General features: G+C 68.4%; 15 protein-coding genes and 4 pseudogenes. 5 read left to right on the forward strand and 14 right to left on the reverse strand.

The window, feature by feature from the left end; translation table 11 throughout:
• Window positions 1-82: 82 nt before the first annotated feature.
• Window positions 83-1,529, reverse strand: a pseudogene (locus PS467_RS41400) (NF041680 family putative transposase).
• Window positions 1,530-1,658: 129 nt separating this feature from the next.
• On the opposite strand from PS467_RS41400, the gene PS467_RS41405 reads away from it, so the two are divergent.
• The gene (locus tag PS467_RS41405) at window positions 1,659-2,126 is read left to right on the forward strand and encodes a GNAT family N-acetyltransferase (RefSeq protein WP_311039649.1); all 468 of its coding nucleotides are present in this window, start codon (window positions 1,659-1,661) and stop codon (window positions 2,124-2,126) included.
• Between the two features lie 130 nt (window positions 2,127-2,256).
• The gene (locus PS467_RS41410; RefSeq protein WP_311039650.1) at window positions 2,257-2,604 is read left to right on the forward strand and encodes a response regulator; all 348 of its coding nucleotides are present in this window, start codon (window positions 2,257-2,259) and stop codon (window positions 2,602-2,604) included.
• A 143-nt stretch (window positions 2,605-2,747) separates the two neighbouring features.
• On the opposite strand, the gene PS467_RS42275 is transcribed toward PS467_RS41410, so the two are convergent.
• Window positions 2,748-3,716 (reverse strand): Rieske 2Fe-2S domain-containing protein, encoded by a 969-nt coding sequence (locus PS467_RS42275; RefSeq protein ID WP_432280708.1) that lies wholly within the window; start codon window positions 3,714-3,716, stop codon window positions 2,748-2,750.
• Here PS467_RS42275 and vph point away from each other — a divergent pair.
• Window positions 3,706-4,569 carry a viomycin phosphotransferase gene (gene vph, locus PS467_RS41425; protein WP_311039652.1) on the forward strand — a complete coding sequence of 288 codons (864 nt, stop codon included), beginning with the start codon at window positions 3,706-3,708 and terminating at the stop codon, window positions 4,567-4,569. The two genes, PS467_RS42275 and vph, sit on opposite strands and share 11 nt — an antisense overlap.
• 337 nt (window positions 4,570-4,906) lie before the next feature.
• On the opposite strand, the pseudogene PS467_RS41430 reads toward vph, so the two are convergent.
• The 4 genes and pseudogenes from PS467_RS41430 to PS467_RS41440 form a co-directional block, all read right to left on the reverse strand.
• Window positions 4,907-5,095: pseudogene (locus tag PS467_RS41430) on the reverse strand (MbtH family protein).
• Between the two features lie 175 nt (window positions 5,096-5,270).
• On the reverse strand, window positions 5,271-5,441 hold the full coding sequence (locus tag PS467_RS41435; protein WP_311039653.1) for a hypothetical protein: 171 nt from the start codon (window positions 5,439-5,441) through the stop codon (window positions 5,271-5,273).
• Window positions 5,442-5,463: 22 nt separating this feature from the next.
• Window positions 5,464-5,682 (reverse strand): annotated as a pseudogene (locus tag PS467_RS42280) (hypothetical protein); the annotation flags it as partial.
• 264 nt (window positions 5,683-5,946) lie between these two features.
• On the reverse strand, window positions 5,947-6,444 hold the full coding sequence (locus PS467_RS41440; RefSeq protein WP_311039654.1) for an acyl-CoA dehydrogenase family protein: 498 nt from the start codon (window positions 6,442-6,444) through the stop codon (window positions 5,947-5,949).
• Window positions 6,445-6,602: 158 nt separating this feature from the next.
• Between PS467_RS41440 and PS467_RS41445 the strand changes: the two genes are divergently transcribed.
• A complete protein-coding gene (locus PS467_RS41445) occupies window positions 6,603-6,806 on the forward strand; it encodes a hypothetical protein (RefSeq protein ID WP_311039655.1) in 204 nt (67 codons plus the stop codon).
• Between the two features lie 63 nt (window positions 6,807-6,869).
• Here PS467_RS41445 and PS467_RS41450 read toward each other — a convergent pair whose 3' ends face one another.
• On the reverse strand, window positions 6,870-8,033 hold the full coding sequence (locus PS467_RS41450) for an epoxide hydrolase family protein (RefSeq protein WP_311039656.1): 1,164 nt from the start codon (window positions 8,031-8,033) through the stop codon (window positions 6,870-6,872).
• Between the two features lie 102 nt (window positions 8,034-8,135).
• Between PS467_RS41450 and PS467_RS41455 the strand changes: the two genes are divergently transcribed.
• Window positions 8,136-8,735, forward strand: a complete 600-nt coding sequence (locus PS467_RS41455; protein ID WP_311039657.1) for a TetR/AcrR family transcriptional regulator — start codon at window positions 8,136-8,138, stop codon at window positions 8,733-8,735.
• Window positions 8,736-8,873: 138 nt separating this feature from the next.
• On the opposite strand, the gene PS467_RS41460 is transcribed toward PS467_RS41455, so the two are convergent.
• The 7 genes and pseudogenes from PS467_RS41460 to PS467_RS41490 all read right to left on the reverse strand — a co-directional run bounded on the left by PS467_RS41460 (window position 8,874) and on the right by PS467_RS41490 (window position 16,273).
• Window positions 8,874-9,748, reverse strand: a protein-coding gene (locus PS467_RS41460; protein ID WP_311039658.1) for an IS5 family transposase whose coding sequence is annotated in 2 segments (ribosomal slippage) — window positions 8,874-9,358 and window positions 9,358-9,748 — 876 coding nt in all. Because the reading frame shifts where the segments join, the coding sequence is not laid out codon by codon here.
• A 44-nt stretch (window positions 9,749-9,792) separates the two neighbouring features.
• Complete coding sequence (locus PS467_RS41465) at window positions 9,793-10,263, reverse strand: GNAT family N-acetyltransferase (protein ID WP_311039659.1); 471 nt, start codon at window positions 10,261-10,263, stop codon at window positions 9,793-9,795.
• A gap of 329 nt (window positions 10,264-10,592) precedes the next feature.
• Window positions 10,593-11,180, reverse strand: a pseudogene (locus tag PS467_RS41470) (LysR substrate-binding domain-containing protein); the annotation flags it as partial.
• Window positions 11,074-11,688: an alpha/beta fold hydrolase gene (locus PS467_RS42285; protein WP_432280709.1), complete on the reverse strand. Its 615-nt coding sequence runs from the start codon at window positions 11,686-11,688 to the stop codon at window positions 11,074-11,076. The gene PS467_RS42285 and the pseudogene PS467_RS41470, both read right to left, overlap by 107 nt.
• Window positions 11,689-12,010: 322 nt before the next feature.
• On the reverse strand, window positions 12,011-13,489 hold the full coding sequence (fumC, locus tag PS467_RS41480; RefSeq protein WP_311039661.1) for a class II fumarate hydratase: 1,479 nt from the start codon (window positions 13,487-13,489) through the stop codon (window positions 12,011-12,013).
• Entirely contained in the window at window positions 13,486-15,159 is a 1,674-nt protein-coding gene (locus tag PS467_RS41485; RefSeq protein WP_432280710.1) for an NAD-dependent malic enzyme, read from the reverse strand. Before PS467_RS41485 ends, fumC begins: the two co-directional genes overlap by 4 nt.
• A gap of 412 nt (window positions 15,160-15,571) precedes the next feature.
• Window positions 15,572-16,273, reverse strand: a complete 702-nt coding sequence (locus tag PS467_RS41490; protein WP_311039663.1) for a glutamine amidotransferase — start codon at window positions 16,271-16,273, stop codon at window positions 15,572-15,574.
• Window positions 16,274-16,278 lie beyond the last annotated feature (5 nt).

A 16,278-nucleotide genomic window follows, 5' to 3' on the forward strand; every position in this document is an offset into this window, starting at 1 on the left:
CGAGCCGGTGCCGACCCTCGCCGCGCCCACGGCCCCAACTGCCTCCGGAACCCGTCGAGGAACGCTGTTCCTAACTTGATCTTTAACCTGTGCGGCGGGGTCGTGGAGTGGCTGACTTCTTCGTTCGTCGTTGCGCTGGCTGTGTTTTGTGGGGCGTGTGCACGTCGTGGCGGGGTGTCGGCCGGGTGTTCTTTCGGCCCGGTGGTCGTCCGGGACCGGGCCGGGAGGGTTTTGGTGCCTGGGCCGGGCAGGTGGTCGCTGGGCGGATGTGCCGGAAGTCCCGGCGAACGCGGGAGGGGGTGAGCCTGTCCGACGGGCTGGGTTTCTCCCAGGGCCGGCGCCGGTCGGCCGCCAGCGGTCGGGCAAGCCGCAGCTGGGTGTAGGCGGCGAGGACCAGCCAGGTCCATCGGTCGGCTGCCTCGGGGGTGCGGATCTTGGGGCAGGTCCAGCCCAGGGTCTGCTTGAAAAGGCGGAAGGTGTGCTCGATGTCGAAGCGCCGCAGGTATGCCTGCCAGAGCCGGTCGGCATCTGCGGGAGTTGCGTCGATACCTGACCACCACAGCCAGACCGGCTTGGGGGTGGCCCCGCTGGGCAGGCGGTCGATGTCCAGACGGATCACCGTTCCCTCGACGATGGGGAGGGTGCCGTCGGCTGCGGCCCAGGAGGAGCGGTGGGTCAGCTTGGGATGCAGCCGGTCCCAGGAGCGGGCGAGGGCGGTGCCATAGAGCCGGGTGTCGGTGACGGTCTCGGTGTCCGGGGTGCCCGCAGGTGTCGGGCTGCCCGAAGACGAACTCGCCTCCGTGCCGGGGCGGGCGGCCAAGGATGTGCGGCTGGCGGAGTGGGGCAGTCCTGCGCAGGACACGGTCCGAACGCATCCGGGCCAGCACCTGCACGGGCAGATCCCGCAGGAGGAAGGCCAGCCGAGGCGCGTCGTAGCCGGCGTCCGCGATGATGAGGACGTCCGGGTCGCCTGGCTGCCACTGCCCTGCGGCGATCAGACGCTGGAGCAGGTCGCGCAGCTGCCGGGCGGTGACGGTGGCGGTGTCATCCCCGGGAGCCAGCCGCAGTGCATCCAGCGGCGCGGTCCACGAGCTGCGGCCGGGCACGAGCGCGCAGATGATGGAGTCCGGCCAGCCGGGAACGGGGATGTGCTGGTCCTTGTCCCTGCCGTAGGTGTGGCACAGGATCCGCTGGGGTGAGGTGTGGGCGGCCGGCCGCAGCCAGCAGGTGATATCGATGGCCAGGACCAGCCGGCCATCGGCAGCCCGAGGCAGGGGCACTGCGGCCAGGGCCCGTCGCAGCCGGCCAATGTCGATCTCTCCGCGGGCCAGCGCCGCATAGAGCCCTCCATGGCCACGGCGGTGTTCGCCCACCAGTGACAACTCGGCCAGTGACCTCACCGGCCCGTCGCCGCACAGAACAGCGTCAGCCAGCTCGAACAACCCGTCCGAACGAGCGGTGAGACGGGAGTAGAACTCACCCCGGAAGCGTGACAGTTCAGCCAATGGCTCTCGCTGGGCATCGGCCATTGCGAAAACAGTTGGACACGTCCTGGCCTCTCCACGACGATTCGCGCTGTGACAGACAGAGCCGAGCGCCGGACCCCAGACTCCACGAGCCCGAAGTCCGTGCGATTTGTTGAGTTATCGAGCACGGCCATGATCGCCTTGCTGAAGGACGACCTGGCTCAAGCCAGTGCCGAAGTAGGCGTCGCTCTCACCGAGTACTTCGTCACCGACACGGCAAAGTGGGTGTGGCAGTATCGGGTCAATCAGCTGACCTCGGACCCGGGTTGCGCGGGGTGGCTCACGCAGATCGTGGTAGCCGAGCCGGAAGGCGCCGTCGTGGGGTATGCCGGGTTCCATGGGCGGCCGGATGAGGCGGGCATGGTGGAGCTCGGTTACTCGGTGGTCCCCGTCTACCGTCGTCAGGGCTACGCCAGGGCGATGCTCACCGCGTTGGTGCATCGGGCCACTGCCGAAGCCCGAGTCAGAACCGTGCGGGTGACGATCAGTCCTGACAACACCGCATCCCTGGCCACCATTTCCGGGTTCGGCTTCGTGGAGGTCGGAGAGCAATGGGACGAGGAGGACGGCCTCGAACTCATATTTGAAGTTCCTGTCTGATCAACAGACCTCCCCAGGGCGGCTCGCGCCGCATCGACCGAGCGACGCGGGCTCGGAAGAGGGGCCAGGCCGCCGAGTCCGAATCCTGTTAGCGGAGGACAGAGATGTCTATCGGAAGGGACTGTTCGTCTTGCTCTCCGAGACGGCCGACGTTGAGGTGGTCGGCACGGCGATCGACCGAGAGGAGTTGGTCCGGCAGTCGACCCGGCTGATGCCGGATGTCGTCGTCGCGGGATCCTCCTTGGTGCTCCCCGACGGCCCGGTGATGGTCAGCCGGTTGCCCAGTGCCGTATCGGGCGGCACCATCATGGCCGCCGAACGCGACACCGACGAACTGCTGTGTGCGGCGCTCGCGGCGGGCGTGCACAGCTACGTTCCGCTCAGCTCGCCGCGTGAGGATTTCGACGCCGCGATCCAGGCCGTCGCCGCAGGCGCAGCCTTTCTGCCGACCGACGTCACCCGACGTGTACGTCAGTAACTTCCACCTGGTGCCCCGTCTCACGGGGAGACCGGCGGAACTGGATCTGCTGAGCGAACGCGAGCGTCAGGTGCTCCTCCTCGTCGGGGACGGATGCAGCAATCGCGAGATCGCACGCAAACTCGGCGTCAGCGAGGCCACGGTCACTGGTTCTCCACGATCGGATGGTCCTCTTCGAAGACTTGCTGTTCAAAGCCGAGCACATCGGCCAGGTCGGCCCCCTGGCTGGCCGACACGGCGTCCGTGCCGGCCAGCCAGACTGCCGTACCCGCAGCCCGTCCGCCGAGACCGGGGTCGCCACCTGCGCGACCAGCCGGCGTCCGCCGGACGGCGAGGAGACACAGATCGACGCGAACACCGGCAGGGTGATGCGGTAGTCCAGCTGATGGCTGAGCTCCTCGGCGAGGTCTGCGGACACCCCTTCGGAGGCCAGCGAGGAGGACCAGCCGAGCTGCCAGCCGTCTCGCAGGATGCGATAGGGCTCCACCACCTTGTCCACGTGTCCCATCGAGTCGGCGTGCACGTAGGGGAAGTGGGCCTTGTCCCGGAAGTTCTCGGTCAGCAGCCGCATCCCGCAGTTCACGGTGTACGGCCGGCCCGCGCCGAGCTGCCAGCTGTCGTCGACGTACTCGGGCAGCCGTGGGAGAGGGCAGGAAAGGGTCGTCCAGGCAACTCCACACCAGGCCGTAGGCGACCTCGGCCGGATAGGTGCGCAGCGCCGCGTGCGGCCGGCTGCGGCCCGGCGGCAGGGAGGGGGTGCGCGTGCACCGCCCGCTGCCTGTTTCGAACAGCCAGCCGTGATAGGGGTATTCCAGCGCGCCCTCACGCAACTGCCCGAGCCTCAGCGCCGCCCCTCGGTGCGGGCAGAAGCCTTGCGCGACGGTGACGCGGTCACCGTCCCCGTACACCACGAGCTCCTCGCCGAGGATGCTGCCGCCCGCCACGCCGTTGTGCAGGTCGGCGACCCGGGCGACCGGGAACCACAGGTGCCGCAGCATCTCGTGCTCAACGGAATCCATCGTCACACCTCTGTTTCGGATGACTTGACACTCTGATGCCGCCCAGTCGTCGGTCGACGGAGAAAGGGAGATTTTGTCCACTATGGGAATCATTGAGACGCACCGTGAGCTGCTGAGCCGACTGCTGCCCGAAGACGCGACGGAGCAACTCGACGTGTACGAGGGTCAGTTCCACCGCGTGGTGATCGGCTCCGCCCGGGTGGTGTGCTTCGCCCGCACCGAGGCGGCCGCGGAACGGCTGCCCGACAGGGCGGCCAAGCTGCAGGCCCTCGCCGGGATCGACCTCGGCTTCCGCACCCCTCAGCCGCTCTCCGAGGGGGGTGCTCACAGCACGGATGAACCACCGTATCTGGTGCTGAGCCGGATCCCGGGGGCGCCGCTGGAGGAGGGTGCGCTTGAGAGCCCCGAGGTGGCGGAGACGGTGGCCCGGCAGTACGTCACGCTGCTCTCCGGGCTCGCGGCCGCGGGCAGCGACGAGAAGGTGCGTGCCGCTCTGCCCACGGCTCCCGCGGACGAGTGGCAGCAGTTCGCGGCGGCGGTGCGCTCCGAACTGTTCCCGCTGATGTCCGCCGACGGCCGGGAGCGTGCCGAGCGCGAGCTCACCGCGCTCGACGCCCTGCCCCATCTCACCTCCGCCGTGGTCCACGGCGACCTCGGTGGCGAGAACATCCTGTGGGAGACGGTGGACGGCATGCCGCGGCTGAGCGGCGTCATCGACTGGGACGAGGTCAGCATCGGCGATCCGGCCGAGGACCTGGCTGCCGTCGGAGCCAGCTACGGTCAGGAACTGCTGGACCGGGTGCTCGCCCTGGGCGGCTGGGCCGGCAACGGAACGGCCCAGCGGATCACGGCGATCCGCGGCACGTTCGCCCTCCAGCAGGCGCTCTACGCACAGCGTGACGAGGACGAGGAGGAGCTCGCCGACGGCCTCGATGGCTACCGGTGAAATCCGCAGGCTCCGGTCACGGCCCGGGCGGGGGGTCAGGCGCAAGCCTGGCCTCCCCGCGTCGTGACCTGCCGCGTACCAGTGCCGTCCGCTCTCGGGCGGCGCGGCCGGCGGACCGTGGAAGAGACAACAGCGGAACGAGCGCTCCGGCGGCGCGGGCGAACAGGCTCGGGGGCCGGCCGGGACCGCGTCCGGGCCTCGGGTCCGCAGCGGGTGAGCATGCAGTCCGGGGCGACGGCCGCGGGGGCTCCGGGCGTACGGCGGGCCATCTCGGCGACCGGCGCGGGCACCGGATCCGTGCCGAGGACGGTGCCCGCGCCGACCGTGGGGAGCGCGGTCATCGGGCGCTGAGCGGACGCAGGTCGGTCCAGACCGCCTCGATGTGGTCCAGACACGTCTGTCGCGTACCGATGGTTCCCTCGGCCCGCCAGCCGGCTGGGAGCGGCCGGTCCGCCGGTCAGAGGGAGTACTGCTCCTCGTCGTTCAGGACCACCTGGTACGCGGCGTCCGTGGAGGTGTCGTTCATCGTGTGGGCTCCTTCCAGAAATGATCAGTGAGTTCCGAGGAGTCGGCAGCGCCGGCGGGTGAGGCACGGGGAAGCCTCGGGACCTCGCCCGGCGGGGCGGCACTCGTCCGCCATCGCACGGGCCGTGTCCGCCTCGCAGAGGTCGGTGCCGTACTGCGGGAAGCCGCGCAGCCGGTCACCGACACGGTCGAGCTCCGCCTCCAGGCCCGCCGTCCACCCAGGCCGCGAACATCGACGCGCGGTCCGGCACCAGGTCGTACACGTGCAGGGTGTGCACGGCGGGGAAGTAGCGGGTCAGCAGTTCGGCGTGGGTCCGCGCCTGGGCGCCGCAGCCGATGACTGTCACCTCCCGGATGCTCCGGACCGAGGTGGCGCAGGCTCGCCATGGTGTACGCGCCGGTGCGAAGCGCCGACAGGTAGGCCGCCTCGGCGACGACGGCCGGGCGAGCGGTCTCCGCATCGAACAGGAAGCTGACGCCTCCCGCGCGGTCCCTGCTCTGGTCGGGGTTGGAGGTGGCGGCGTTGATCAGTTTCATCCCGTACACCGTCGGGTCGGCCGGGTCGGCCGCGCCGACCGCGCCGAGCATCGCGATGGAACGGCAGTAGCTTCCCTGGGAGTTGGGCCAGGGGAGGTAGCCCTCGGCGGGAAGCGCGGTCCGTCCCGCCGCGTGGGCGCAGCACGTCCTCCACCACCACCACGGGGTCGATGCCTGCGGCGCAGGCGCGCCCGCCCGATCGGTCGAGGAACAGCAGGTGCTCCGCTCCGGTCCCAGGATGGGGCACGGCTTGGGAGGTCATGTCGGCTGGGTGTCCTCTCACTGTCCGGAAGGCGGCGGTCGGTCGCTGACGGATCAGGCGTCGGCGCGCGGATGGCCCACGATCAGATGCAGCAACGCCTCGTCCGCACCGCCGGCCAGGCCGTAGGCACGGGCGTCGCGGTAGGCGCGCTCCACCGGACCGCCGTCGAGATACCCCGCCCCGCCGTGCAGCTGGAGCAGGAGGTCGGCGGTCTCGCGCTGCAGCCGGCTGGCGCGCAGTTTGGCGATGCTCGCCTGCCGCAGAGCGGCGGCTTCTTCGTCGAGCAGATCGAAGACTGCGCCGGTGTACTGCTCGACCAGCGCCAGTTCGGCGTCGAGTTCGGCCAGCCTGAAGGCGGTCGCCTGGTGCTGGAGCAACGGTCTGCCCAGCACGATCCGGCCCCTCGCATAGGTGGTGGCCTCGTCGAGCATCGTCTTGACGCTCGCCGCGCAGACCGCGGCGAGGAAGGCCCGCTCACGGGTGAAGACGCGGGTCAGCGCCTCGTAGCCGGAGCCGGACTTGCCCAGCAGGTTCTCCTCCGGCACCAGCACGTCGGTGAAAGTCAGCCGCCCATGGTCGCAGGCACGGTTGCCGAGTTTGCCGGTGTGCCGTTCTCTGCGGACACCGGGCAGATCCGTGGGGACCAGCAGCAGGGCCAGCGAGCCCAGTCTGCCCGCATGCCGTGGCGTGTCGTCCGTACCGGCGGGTGGTGTTGAACTTCCCCCACAACCCCAGTGGCGCCTGCGTCCTATGCCTCGCGCTGGACCTGCCCTTGATGCCCAAGCACGTCGAAGGCACCCGCGCGAAACTCAAACGCCTGGTCATCCTCGGATTCCTCGACGAGACCGAACCCGGACTGTTCGCACAGCCCGGCCCTCAGGCCCCGACAGCCCTCGCCGACCAGCAACCCTGATCCAGACCAACGGGCAAAACGCTAGAAGACTCGCTTATTGCCCGCTGAGCTCGCGCGTTGGCGTCAGGAACGAAGGGTGCGCAGGCCGGTGCGGATTTCGCTGACAAGGATCTCAGGCTGTTCCAAGGCCGCGAAGTGCCCGCCCTTGTCGGCCTCGCCGTAGTGGATCAGATTGCTGTAGGTGTCTTCGATCCAGCTACGTGGCACGCGTGGGATGTCCCTCGGGAAGACGGTCACCGCGACCGGAAGCGTCACCTTCGGGCCGGCGAAAGTGAGCGATTTGTTCTCCCAGTAGATGCGGCCGGACGACGCTGCGCTGTTGGTGAACCAGTAGAGGGATATCACGTCGAGCATGTCGTCGATGCTGAGAGCGTCCTCGGCGAGCCCGTGGTTGTCGGTCTTGGACTGGAACTTCTCGTAGATCCAGGCGGCCTGGCCGGCGGGAGAGTCCGCCAGGGCGAATCCGACAGTCTCCGGCTTCGTGCCCTGAAGGTGGTTCGACCCGCCGAGATCACCGGTGTAGAAGGCGAGGGTCTCCACAGCGTAGCGCTGCTCGGGCGACAAGGTGTCGGGTATCTGTGCGGGAAAGGCGTACTGGGTGTTCAGATGAATTCCGAGAAGCCCCTCAGGTTGCATGGCCCCGAGAGCGGTGGTGACGACGGCACCCCAATCGCCGCCTTGCGCGGCCCATCTCGTGTAGCCGAGACGCTTCATCAGCTCCACCCATGCGCTTGCGATGCGCGATACAGTCCACCCGGTCTGCGTGGGCTTCTGGGAGAACCCGAACCCGGGGAGCGACGGGACGACGACGTCGAATGAATCGGCGGCGTCTCCTCCGAACGAAACCGGATCGGTCAGCGGGCCGATCAGCTTCAGGAACTCGACGATCGAGCCCGGCCATCCATGCGTGAGTATCAGCGGCATCGCGTTGGGATTCTTGGACCTGACGTGGATGAAGTGGATGTCCAGCCCATCAATCTCGGTCAGGAATTGGGGGAAGCGATTGAACTCGGACTCGAAGCGCCGCCAGTCGTAGCCGCGCTCCCAGTAGTCGACCAGAGATCTGGCGTTCTCTACGCGAACCCCTTGCGACCAGTCGCCCACCGTTTCCGGATCCGGCCATCGAGTTCTGGCCAGTCGCTGCTTGACGTCGTCGATCTCCGATTCCGAGATCGAGACGGTGAACGGGCGGACGAGGGTCGAGGTAGGCGGCGTCGGTGCGGTCATTGCCTTCTTCTCTTCTCTTGAGCTTCGAAGCACAGCGCGACTCTCCGCTGCACACTGGTGTGCAGTCAGCCTCACTGTACACCGGTGTGCAATACTGGTGTCGTGTCCACCGAGTCCTCCCGTGTGCGCTCGATGAGCGAGACACGCGATCGCATCCTCGACGTCGCCCTCGATGTGCTGGGAGAGAATCCCGACGCCGGAATGGGAGACATCGCCTCCGCTGCCGGCGTCGTCCGTCGCACGGTCTATGACCACTTCCCCTCGCGCCTCGACCTGGTTCGGACACTCACGGAACGGGCCGTCACCGAGGTGACAGCCGTGCTCACCGAAGTCAACGCCTCCGGCGCGGAAGCGGACGCGACGTGGGTCGAATTCATCGCCCGCGTCTGGCCGGTGACGCACCGGTATCGAGTGCTGTTGGCGCTGCGCCGTGGCGAGTACGGCGAGGCGATCCACGGCCTGCTCGGGCCAGTCGATGATCTCCTCGCCGACCTCGTGAAACGGGGCCAGGACGGCGACGTGTTCGCACAGCACCTGCCGGCGGGCGTTCTGAGCCAGGTTGCCTACGGCGTCGTGTTCGCCATCGCGGACAGCGACCTGTCGAACGGGACCCTTGGCGCCCGAGCAGCGACGATCACGAGCCTGCTGATGCTGGGAGTTCCCGAGACGCGCGCAATTGCTCTCGTGGGCGACCAGCCCTGACCCGCAGCACTCGAGCGGAGCCGCGGATCGTCCTGCTCCGGACACGACATCGTCACCGCACCCCGCTTAGTATCCGGTGAGAACAGTGTGATCGCGACGATGTCGACGGGTCTCCAGGGCGTGTATCGAATGTACTGGTCACAGCCACTCGTTGATGGCCGCTACGAGGACAGTTGCCTCGTAGCGGACCGCGAGCTTGTCGTATCTCGTGGCTACGGCGCGGTGCCTTTTGAGACGATTGATGCCGCATTCGACCGCGTGCCGGGCCTTGTAGTCCTCGGCGTCGAATCGCGGCGGCCGACCGCCGCGAGAGCCGAGCTTCTTGCGGTTGCGTGCTTGGTCGGCCTTGTCCGGGATGGTGCAGCGGATCCCGCGTCGCCGCAGGTAGGCACGGTTCTTGCGGGAGGCGTACGCCTTGTCGGCGCGGACCGGACGGGGCCGGGTGCGCGGACGGCCAGCCCCCTGGCGGGTGACGCGGACCTTCTTCAGGACGGGCTCGAACTGCGGGGAATCGCCCCGCTGTCCGGCGGTGATCACAATCGCCATAGGCTTCTGGCCCTGCTCGACGGTCAGGTGCAGCTTGGTGGTCAGGCCGCCGCGCGAGCGCCCGAGGCTATGGTCATCCGGCTCGACGGTGATGCCGCCGGGCGGCTCTTTCTGCAGCTCCCCTTTTTCCTCGCCCCGGCGGCGTGCTGGTGGGCCCGGCACACGGTGGAGTCGATGTTGAGGTCCCAGGTGATGAGCTGCCTGGCGTCGGCCTGGGCCCGCAGTTCGGCGAAGATCCGCTGCCAGGCGCCGTCCCGCTGCCAGCGGCGGAACAGGTCGTACACCCGGGCCCATGGTCCGTACCGCTCCGGCACGGCCCGCCACGGGACGCCGGTGCGGGTGCGGAGCCGTATGCCGTCGATCAGTTGCTGCCTGGTCCATATCGGGGGCCGCCCTGACTTCTTGCCCCTGGACAACAGCGGCTCCAAGCGGGCCCACTGCGCACCCGTCAGTTCTCCACGTGCCACAGATCAAGATCATCTCACCTTGAGATCCACTTCCTATGCACGCCCTACGTAAGCTCCAGTTCGCCGACACGCTGGTCGCCACTCATCTCTCCGGTCAGTCGGAATCCAAGTCCGAGGTAGAAGGCTTCGGGGCCGTCGCTGCCGGGATGCCAGCAGGCGGTTAGGCAAGTGCCGCCACGGCGGCGGATCTCGCTGGCCACTGCCTGGACCGCGAAGCGGCCATAGCCGCGGCCTTGCTCCCCAGCGGCGATGTTCAGACGCCACAGCCCCGAGCGGATGTCGGTGCCGGTTCCGTCGCCGGCGAAGTCGATGTCGAAGAAGGCCATCAGGAAGCCGACAACTCGGTCGTCGTCGAGGATGAGCCGGGGCCAGGCGACGCCGGGATACACGTACGCCTCGGCGAGGGACTTGACGACCGGAGCGACCAGGTGGTCTTGGTCGGGACGTACCTTCAGGGCGATCGCGGCGTCGAAGTTGCCGGGAGTGATCTTCTCCAAGCGGGGCGTGGTCACCATGCGGGAAGCCTAAAGACGCAGTCCAGAAGGGCACACGCATTTTCGGCACCTGAGCAGGGAGCACAGCCAATCCGGCGTGCGATCGGGCAGGCACGGGGATCAGGCTTTGATCCATCTCACGACCGAGATCCACTTTCGACACACGCCCTAGTCGAGGGTGTCTGCCGAGCAGGCTGCGCAGTTGGCGTGCTTCCGTCTCATCGAGGTCGGTCAGCAGTTGGGCTTGCGCCTCGCCGAGGTGCTTCCGGGCTTGGGGGTGGGCGGTGGCGCCGTACGCATGACAGCTCGCGGCGACGGCGGGCAGTCGCGTCAGGCGAGCGGGTCGGCGTTCAGCGCGTGGGCGCAGCTGGCGGCGTCTTACGAAGCCCGGCTGCGGCTCGGGCCAGGGCGGTGAGGGGCGATGAGTGGTGGCCAGCTGGCCATGCGAGCACGGTCGTGATGTCCGGGGCGTCGACGACGGGCACCGCGACATGGTCGGGCCACTGCCAGGCGCGGCTCGAGGCAGGGATCACGAGTAGGGTCTTGCCGAGCGCGACGAGCTGAGCGAGCTGTGACTGGGTGTGCACCTCTGGCCCGGGACCGTCGGGGTAGGAGCCGTCGAGCCGGGGCCATCGGGCGATGGGAAGGTCCGGCACGTTGCCGACGTCCGCGAGGGTGAGCTGGGGACGTGCGGCGAGCGGGTGTCCCGATGGGAGGAGGGCGACTTGGCCTTCGGTGCAGAGGTCTTCGGTACCGAACCCGGCCAGGTCGTCGACCGGCCGGTGCATGAGGGCCACATCCGCGCGCCCGGTGCGCAGGAACTGTGCTTGCTCACCGACCTCGCAAAGGACGACTTCGACCGGTGCCGTGCCAGCCTCGGCTGCCGAGGCGAGGAGCCGCTGCAGCAGCTCGTGTGACGCACCGGCTTTCGTCACCAGTGACGCGACGGCGCCTCGGTAGGAGGCGAGGAAAGCGCGGAGGCCACCGTCGACGGCGACGGCCGCTGCGTAGTGGTCGAGCTCGGCGTCGTCGAACGTGTCGGGAGAGAGGGCCTTCACCTTCAGGAACCAGCCGACGTATTCCCGTTCGCGACCAGCGAGCAGCGTCTCGGGCAGGTCGGGCACAGTGTGGAACGCGAAATGCCAGGTCTTCCACGCCCGATCCGGGTCGGTGAATCGCTTCCGGGAGAGTGATGCCGGGAATTCCGGCGTCGAGCAGAGCAACCCCGCGAAGCTGGCTCTCGAAGTTGAGGGCGGGGGAGAAGGCGACCCAGGCGCCAATGTCGTGGGCGACCAGCCAGTAAGTCGACGCTCCGAGTGCCTTCACGGCGGCGTGGACGTGCGCGGCGACCGTGTGCGTGTCATAGCTACGCTTCGGACGCTCGGAGTGGCCCTGCCCCGGCAAGTCGATCGCGATGACGTGGAACCGGCCGGCGAGGCTGGGCATCACCCTTCGTCAAGCCCACCAGGTTTGCGAAAAATCCGGCGAGCAGGACAACAGCCGGACCGGTCGGCTGGCCGCCTTCGACGGCATGAAGACGGACGCCGTCCGCGTCGACAAAGCGGTGAGTGAATCCGGCCAGGTCGTGCAGGGGCAGGTCGGGGGGACAGGGTTACTTCCGGAGGCATGCCCAGCGCCGGTCACAGGGTCAGTCACGGCATCCTCCATCGGTGTGAGGTGTGCTGGTTCGGCGCTTCGCCCGAGGGGGAGGCCCACGCGCGCGGTGCAGATGACGAGAGCAGTCAGCGAGGTGCTCGAAATCCGGGCCCTACGGCGATCGATGAGGCGGGCGGGCCATGGCGGCTGGGTTGGCGATGCGGTCGAAGTCCTCGGCGCTGATGGAGCCGGAGTCCAGTGCGGCCTCACGCAGGGTGGTGCCCTCCTCGTCGGCCTTGTGCGCGATGACCGAGGCTTTGTCGTAGCCGATGACGGGGGAGAGGGCGGTGACCAGCATGAGGGACCGGTCGACATAGGAGTCGATTTGGTCGCGGTGCAGCTGGGCGCCCTCGATGCAGTACTGGCGCAGGTTGGCGCAGGCGTCGGTGAGGATGGTGGCCGCGTGCAGGAAATTGTTGATGACGACCGGGCGCATGGCGTTGAGCTCGAAGTTGCCCTGCGAGGCGGCGAAGGCGACGGCAGCGTCCTCGGAGAGAACCTGGAGGCAGACCATGACCATCGCCTCGCACTGGGTCGGATTGACCTTGCCCGGCATGATCGAGGATCCCGGCTCGTTGGCCGGGAGGATCAGTTCGCCCAGGCCGCAGCGGGGCCCTGAGGCCAGCCACCGGATGTCATTGGCGATCTTCATCAGCGGCACGGCAAGGGCACGCAGGCCGGAGGAGGCGCTGGCCATGGCATCCAGGCCGCCCTGGGCGGCGAACTTGTTCTCCGCGGTGCGGAAGGGGTAGCCGGTCGCGGCGGCGATCTTGTTGGCGATCTGCTCGCCGAAGCCGGGTGGGGCGTTCAGCCCGGTGCCGACTGCGGTGCCGCCCGCGGCGAGCTCGTACAGGCCCTCGGCGGAGGCGGTGACTCGGTCGACGGCTTGTGTCAGTTGGTGGGCGTAGCCGGACCACTCCTGTCCGACGGTGAGCGGGACCGCGTCCTCCAGATGGGTGCGGCCGATCTTCACCACGTCGCGCCACTGCTCCGCCTTGACCTCGATCGCCCGCTGAAGCGCCTGCACGCTGGGCAGCAGGTGCTCGTGGACCGCCTTGACCGCGGCGACGTGCATGGCGGTGGGGAAGGTGTCGTTGGAGGACTGCCCCATGTTGACGTGGTCGTTGGGGTGGATCGGGGACTTGCTGCCCAGCTCGCCGCCGACCAGCTGGATCGCCCGGTTGCTGATCACCTCGTTGGTGTTCATGTTGGACTGCGTCCCGGACCCGGTCTGCCACACATACAGCGGGAAGTGGTCGTCGAGCTTGCCCGCGATGACCTCGTCAGCGACCTTCTCGATCAGGTCGCCCTTCCAAGCCGGCAGCCGCCCGGCCCGTCCGTTGAGGATCGCGGCCGCCTTCTTGACATAGCCGTAGGCGTGGTAGACCGCCTTGGGCATCCGGTCGTCCCCGATGGAGAAGTGGATCAGAGACCGCTGCGTCTGGGCACCCCAGTACCGGTCCGCCGGTACGTCGATCGCGCCCATCGAGTCCGTCTCCCGCCGGGTTCCGGTCGCGTCCAGACCAATGGGCACGTCGAGAACCTCCGGGGTGTCCTCGTCCTTGCCCGAGCCCGACTGCCGCGCGGTCATGCCGTCGCTCCGTCGCCGTAGACGGGCTCCCACATGGCCTGGCGGACGGCTTGGCCGGGATCGGCCGGCTCGCTGGTGGCCACGCCCTCGCTGACCGCCGTTTCGACCACCGCCGCTGCGGTCATCGCGGAGGACTTGCGCAGGTTCTCCACAGGCGGCAGCAGGGAGGCGCCCGGTGCGCTGACGTCGACCTGGTCGGCCACCGCCCGGGCAGCTGCGAGCAGCATCCCATCGGTCACCCTCGATGCGCCGGAAACGATCGTACCCAGGCCCAGCCCGGGATACAGCAGCGCGTTGTTGGCCTGCGCGATCTCGTAGGTCACCCCGTCGTGCTCGACGGGTGGGACGGGGATTCCGGCGGCGACCAGGGCCTTGCCCTTCGACCAGGCGATGACGTCGGCCGGCATAGCCTCGATGCGCGAGGTCGGGTTGGACAGCGGGAGGATGATCGGACGCTCGGTGCCCTCGGCCATGGCCTCGACGACCTCGCGGGTGAACGCCCCGTGCACGGTGGAGGTGCCGAGCAGGATCGTCGGCTTGACCTGCTTCACGGTTTCCAGAAGGGAGATCCCGCCGTCGTCCTTCCTCCAGTCGGCGACCTCCGACGGATCGCGCGCGTAGGACTGCTGGAAGTCACGCAGGTCACTTGTGCCGCGGGTGAGCAGGCCCGGCTTGTCGATCAGCCAGACCTGGGCCGTGGCCTGCCGGCGGCCCGCACCGTCACGAACCATGGCATCGCGCAGCTGGTCGGCGATGCCCACCCCGGCGGTGCCCGCGCCGAAGACCACCACCTTCTGCTCTCGCATCGGCACATCGCTGACCTTGATGGCCGACAGGGCTGCGGCCAGGGTAATGGCACCGGTGCCCTGCATGTCGTCGTTGAAGATTCGGTAGCCGCCGTAGGTCTCCAGGATCCGCCGGGCGTTGCTGGGGCCGAAGTCCTCGAAGTGCAGCAGCGCACGCGGGAACATCGCCGAGGCCGTCCGCAGGTACGTCTCGATGAACGCGTCGTAGTCGGCGCCCCGGACCCTGGGGTGCCGGTTGCCCAGGTACAGCGGATCCTTCAGCAGCGCCTCGCGGTCCGTTCCCACATCCAGTGACACGGGGATGACGCGGGCCGGGTCGATGCCGGCTGCCGCGGAGTAGACCGCCAGCTTGCCGACCGCGATCTGAATGCCGCCCACGCCCCAGTCGCCGATGCCCAGGATCTGCTCCGCGTCGCTGCACACGATCAGGTCTACGTCCTCGGGCCCGAGTTGGAGCGTGGCGAAGGCCTTCTCGATGTCCTCGGGCCGGTCGATGGACAAGAAGACGCCGCGCGGGCGGCGGTACTCATGGGAGTACTTCTCGATCGCCTCGCCCACCGTGGGGTCGTACACGACCGGCAACAACTCCACCAGGTGATCGGTGAGCACCTTGTAGTACAGAGTCTCATTGCGGTCGTGCAGCTGCTCCAGATACACGTTCTTGGCCAGGTCACCGTCCTGAGCCTGCAGCTGCTGGTACGCGCGCTGCGCCTGCTGCTCCAGAGTCAGTACCGCGGACGGCAGGCGCCCGGTCAGGCCCAGCTCGTCCCGGTCCGCTTGCGTGAACCCCACGCCCCGGTTGCGGAGTGGATCAGTCAGAACGCGTGGAGTAGCCGGAGTCCGCGCGGTGTGCTTGGCCATCATTGCTCTCCCTATGCGCGTGTGCAGGCTGATACCGCCCCGGCGGGCCTGGGCCGGGAGCGTCACCCAGGTCCGTCACTACCGTACGCAGGCACCTGTCCCTGCCGCTCGTTGATATTGAGCCGGTTCGCCGGATCACCCGGGATTGCCGCCGCGGCCGGGACAATTGCGCGGGTATCCCCGCCGAGCCTGCTGACCCATGCTTGGCCTCACGACTATCGGGGATCGTTCAACGCCCACGACAAGGATCGCGCTTGGAGAATTACCTGCACCGTGCCGTCTGTGCAGGCACGATGTCTCTTCGGGCAGCTCAGGTCGCCATCGCGACGAACTGGGTGAAGGCGTACTGCGAAAGTGAAGCTCGGGGAATGTCCGGCTCGCATTCAGTCGCGTCAGCACGTGCGGAGGGTTGTGCTCAGCAGCCGGCCTCGTCCAGCCACTCAGTGACGGCGTCGGCAGCCTGTCGGCTCAGCTTGGGGCCCACTGCCGCTGCGTCACGCCGCAGGGTGCGCGGATCGATGTCCGCGGCGAGGAGAGCCTCGGCGTGGCCCATGAGCCAGTGTTCGATGTCACGGTGATCGGCCTCCAGGTGGAATTGGAGCCCGAGGACATGGGCTCCGACGGCGAACGCCTGGTGCGGGCACCTCGTGGTGGACGCGAGGTGGCGGGCGCCGACGGGCAGTTCGAAACAGTCGTTGTGCCAGTGCAGGACGGGGACATCGGCGAGGTGACGCAGGGCTGAAGTCATCCCGTCGGGTGTGAGGGCAAGGGGGGCGTATCCGATCTCTGTGGCTGGGCCGGGAGCGACTGCGGCCCCGAGCGCGCGGGCGAGAAGCTGGGCCCCAAGACAGATTCCCATCGTGGGTCTCCGCGTGGCGAGCCGTGCCCGCAGTGCGGTGAGCTCGTCGTGCAGGACCGGGTAGCGGTCGGTGTCGTTGGCACCGACCGGCCCTCCGAGCACGACGAGCAGATCGGCGCCGGTGATCGCGTCGGAATCGATACCTTCGGTGGTGACGTCGAGATGGCGCACGTCGTAGCCCCGATCGTGCAGCAACGGGTGGAGCAGCCCGAGGTCCTCGAAACCGAGATGACGAATAGCCAGGGCGATGGGAGGCATGCGGG

Origin of the sequence: Streptomyces luomodiensis (assembly GCF_031679605.1) — a bacterium.
In the GTDB taxonomy this organism is placed as follows: Bacteria; Actinomycetota; Actinomycetes; order Streptomycetales; family Streptomycetaceae; genus Streptomyces; species Streptomyces luomodiensis.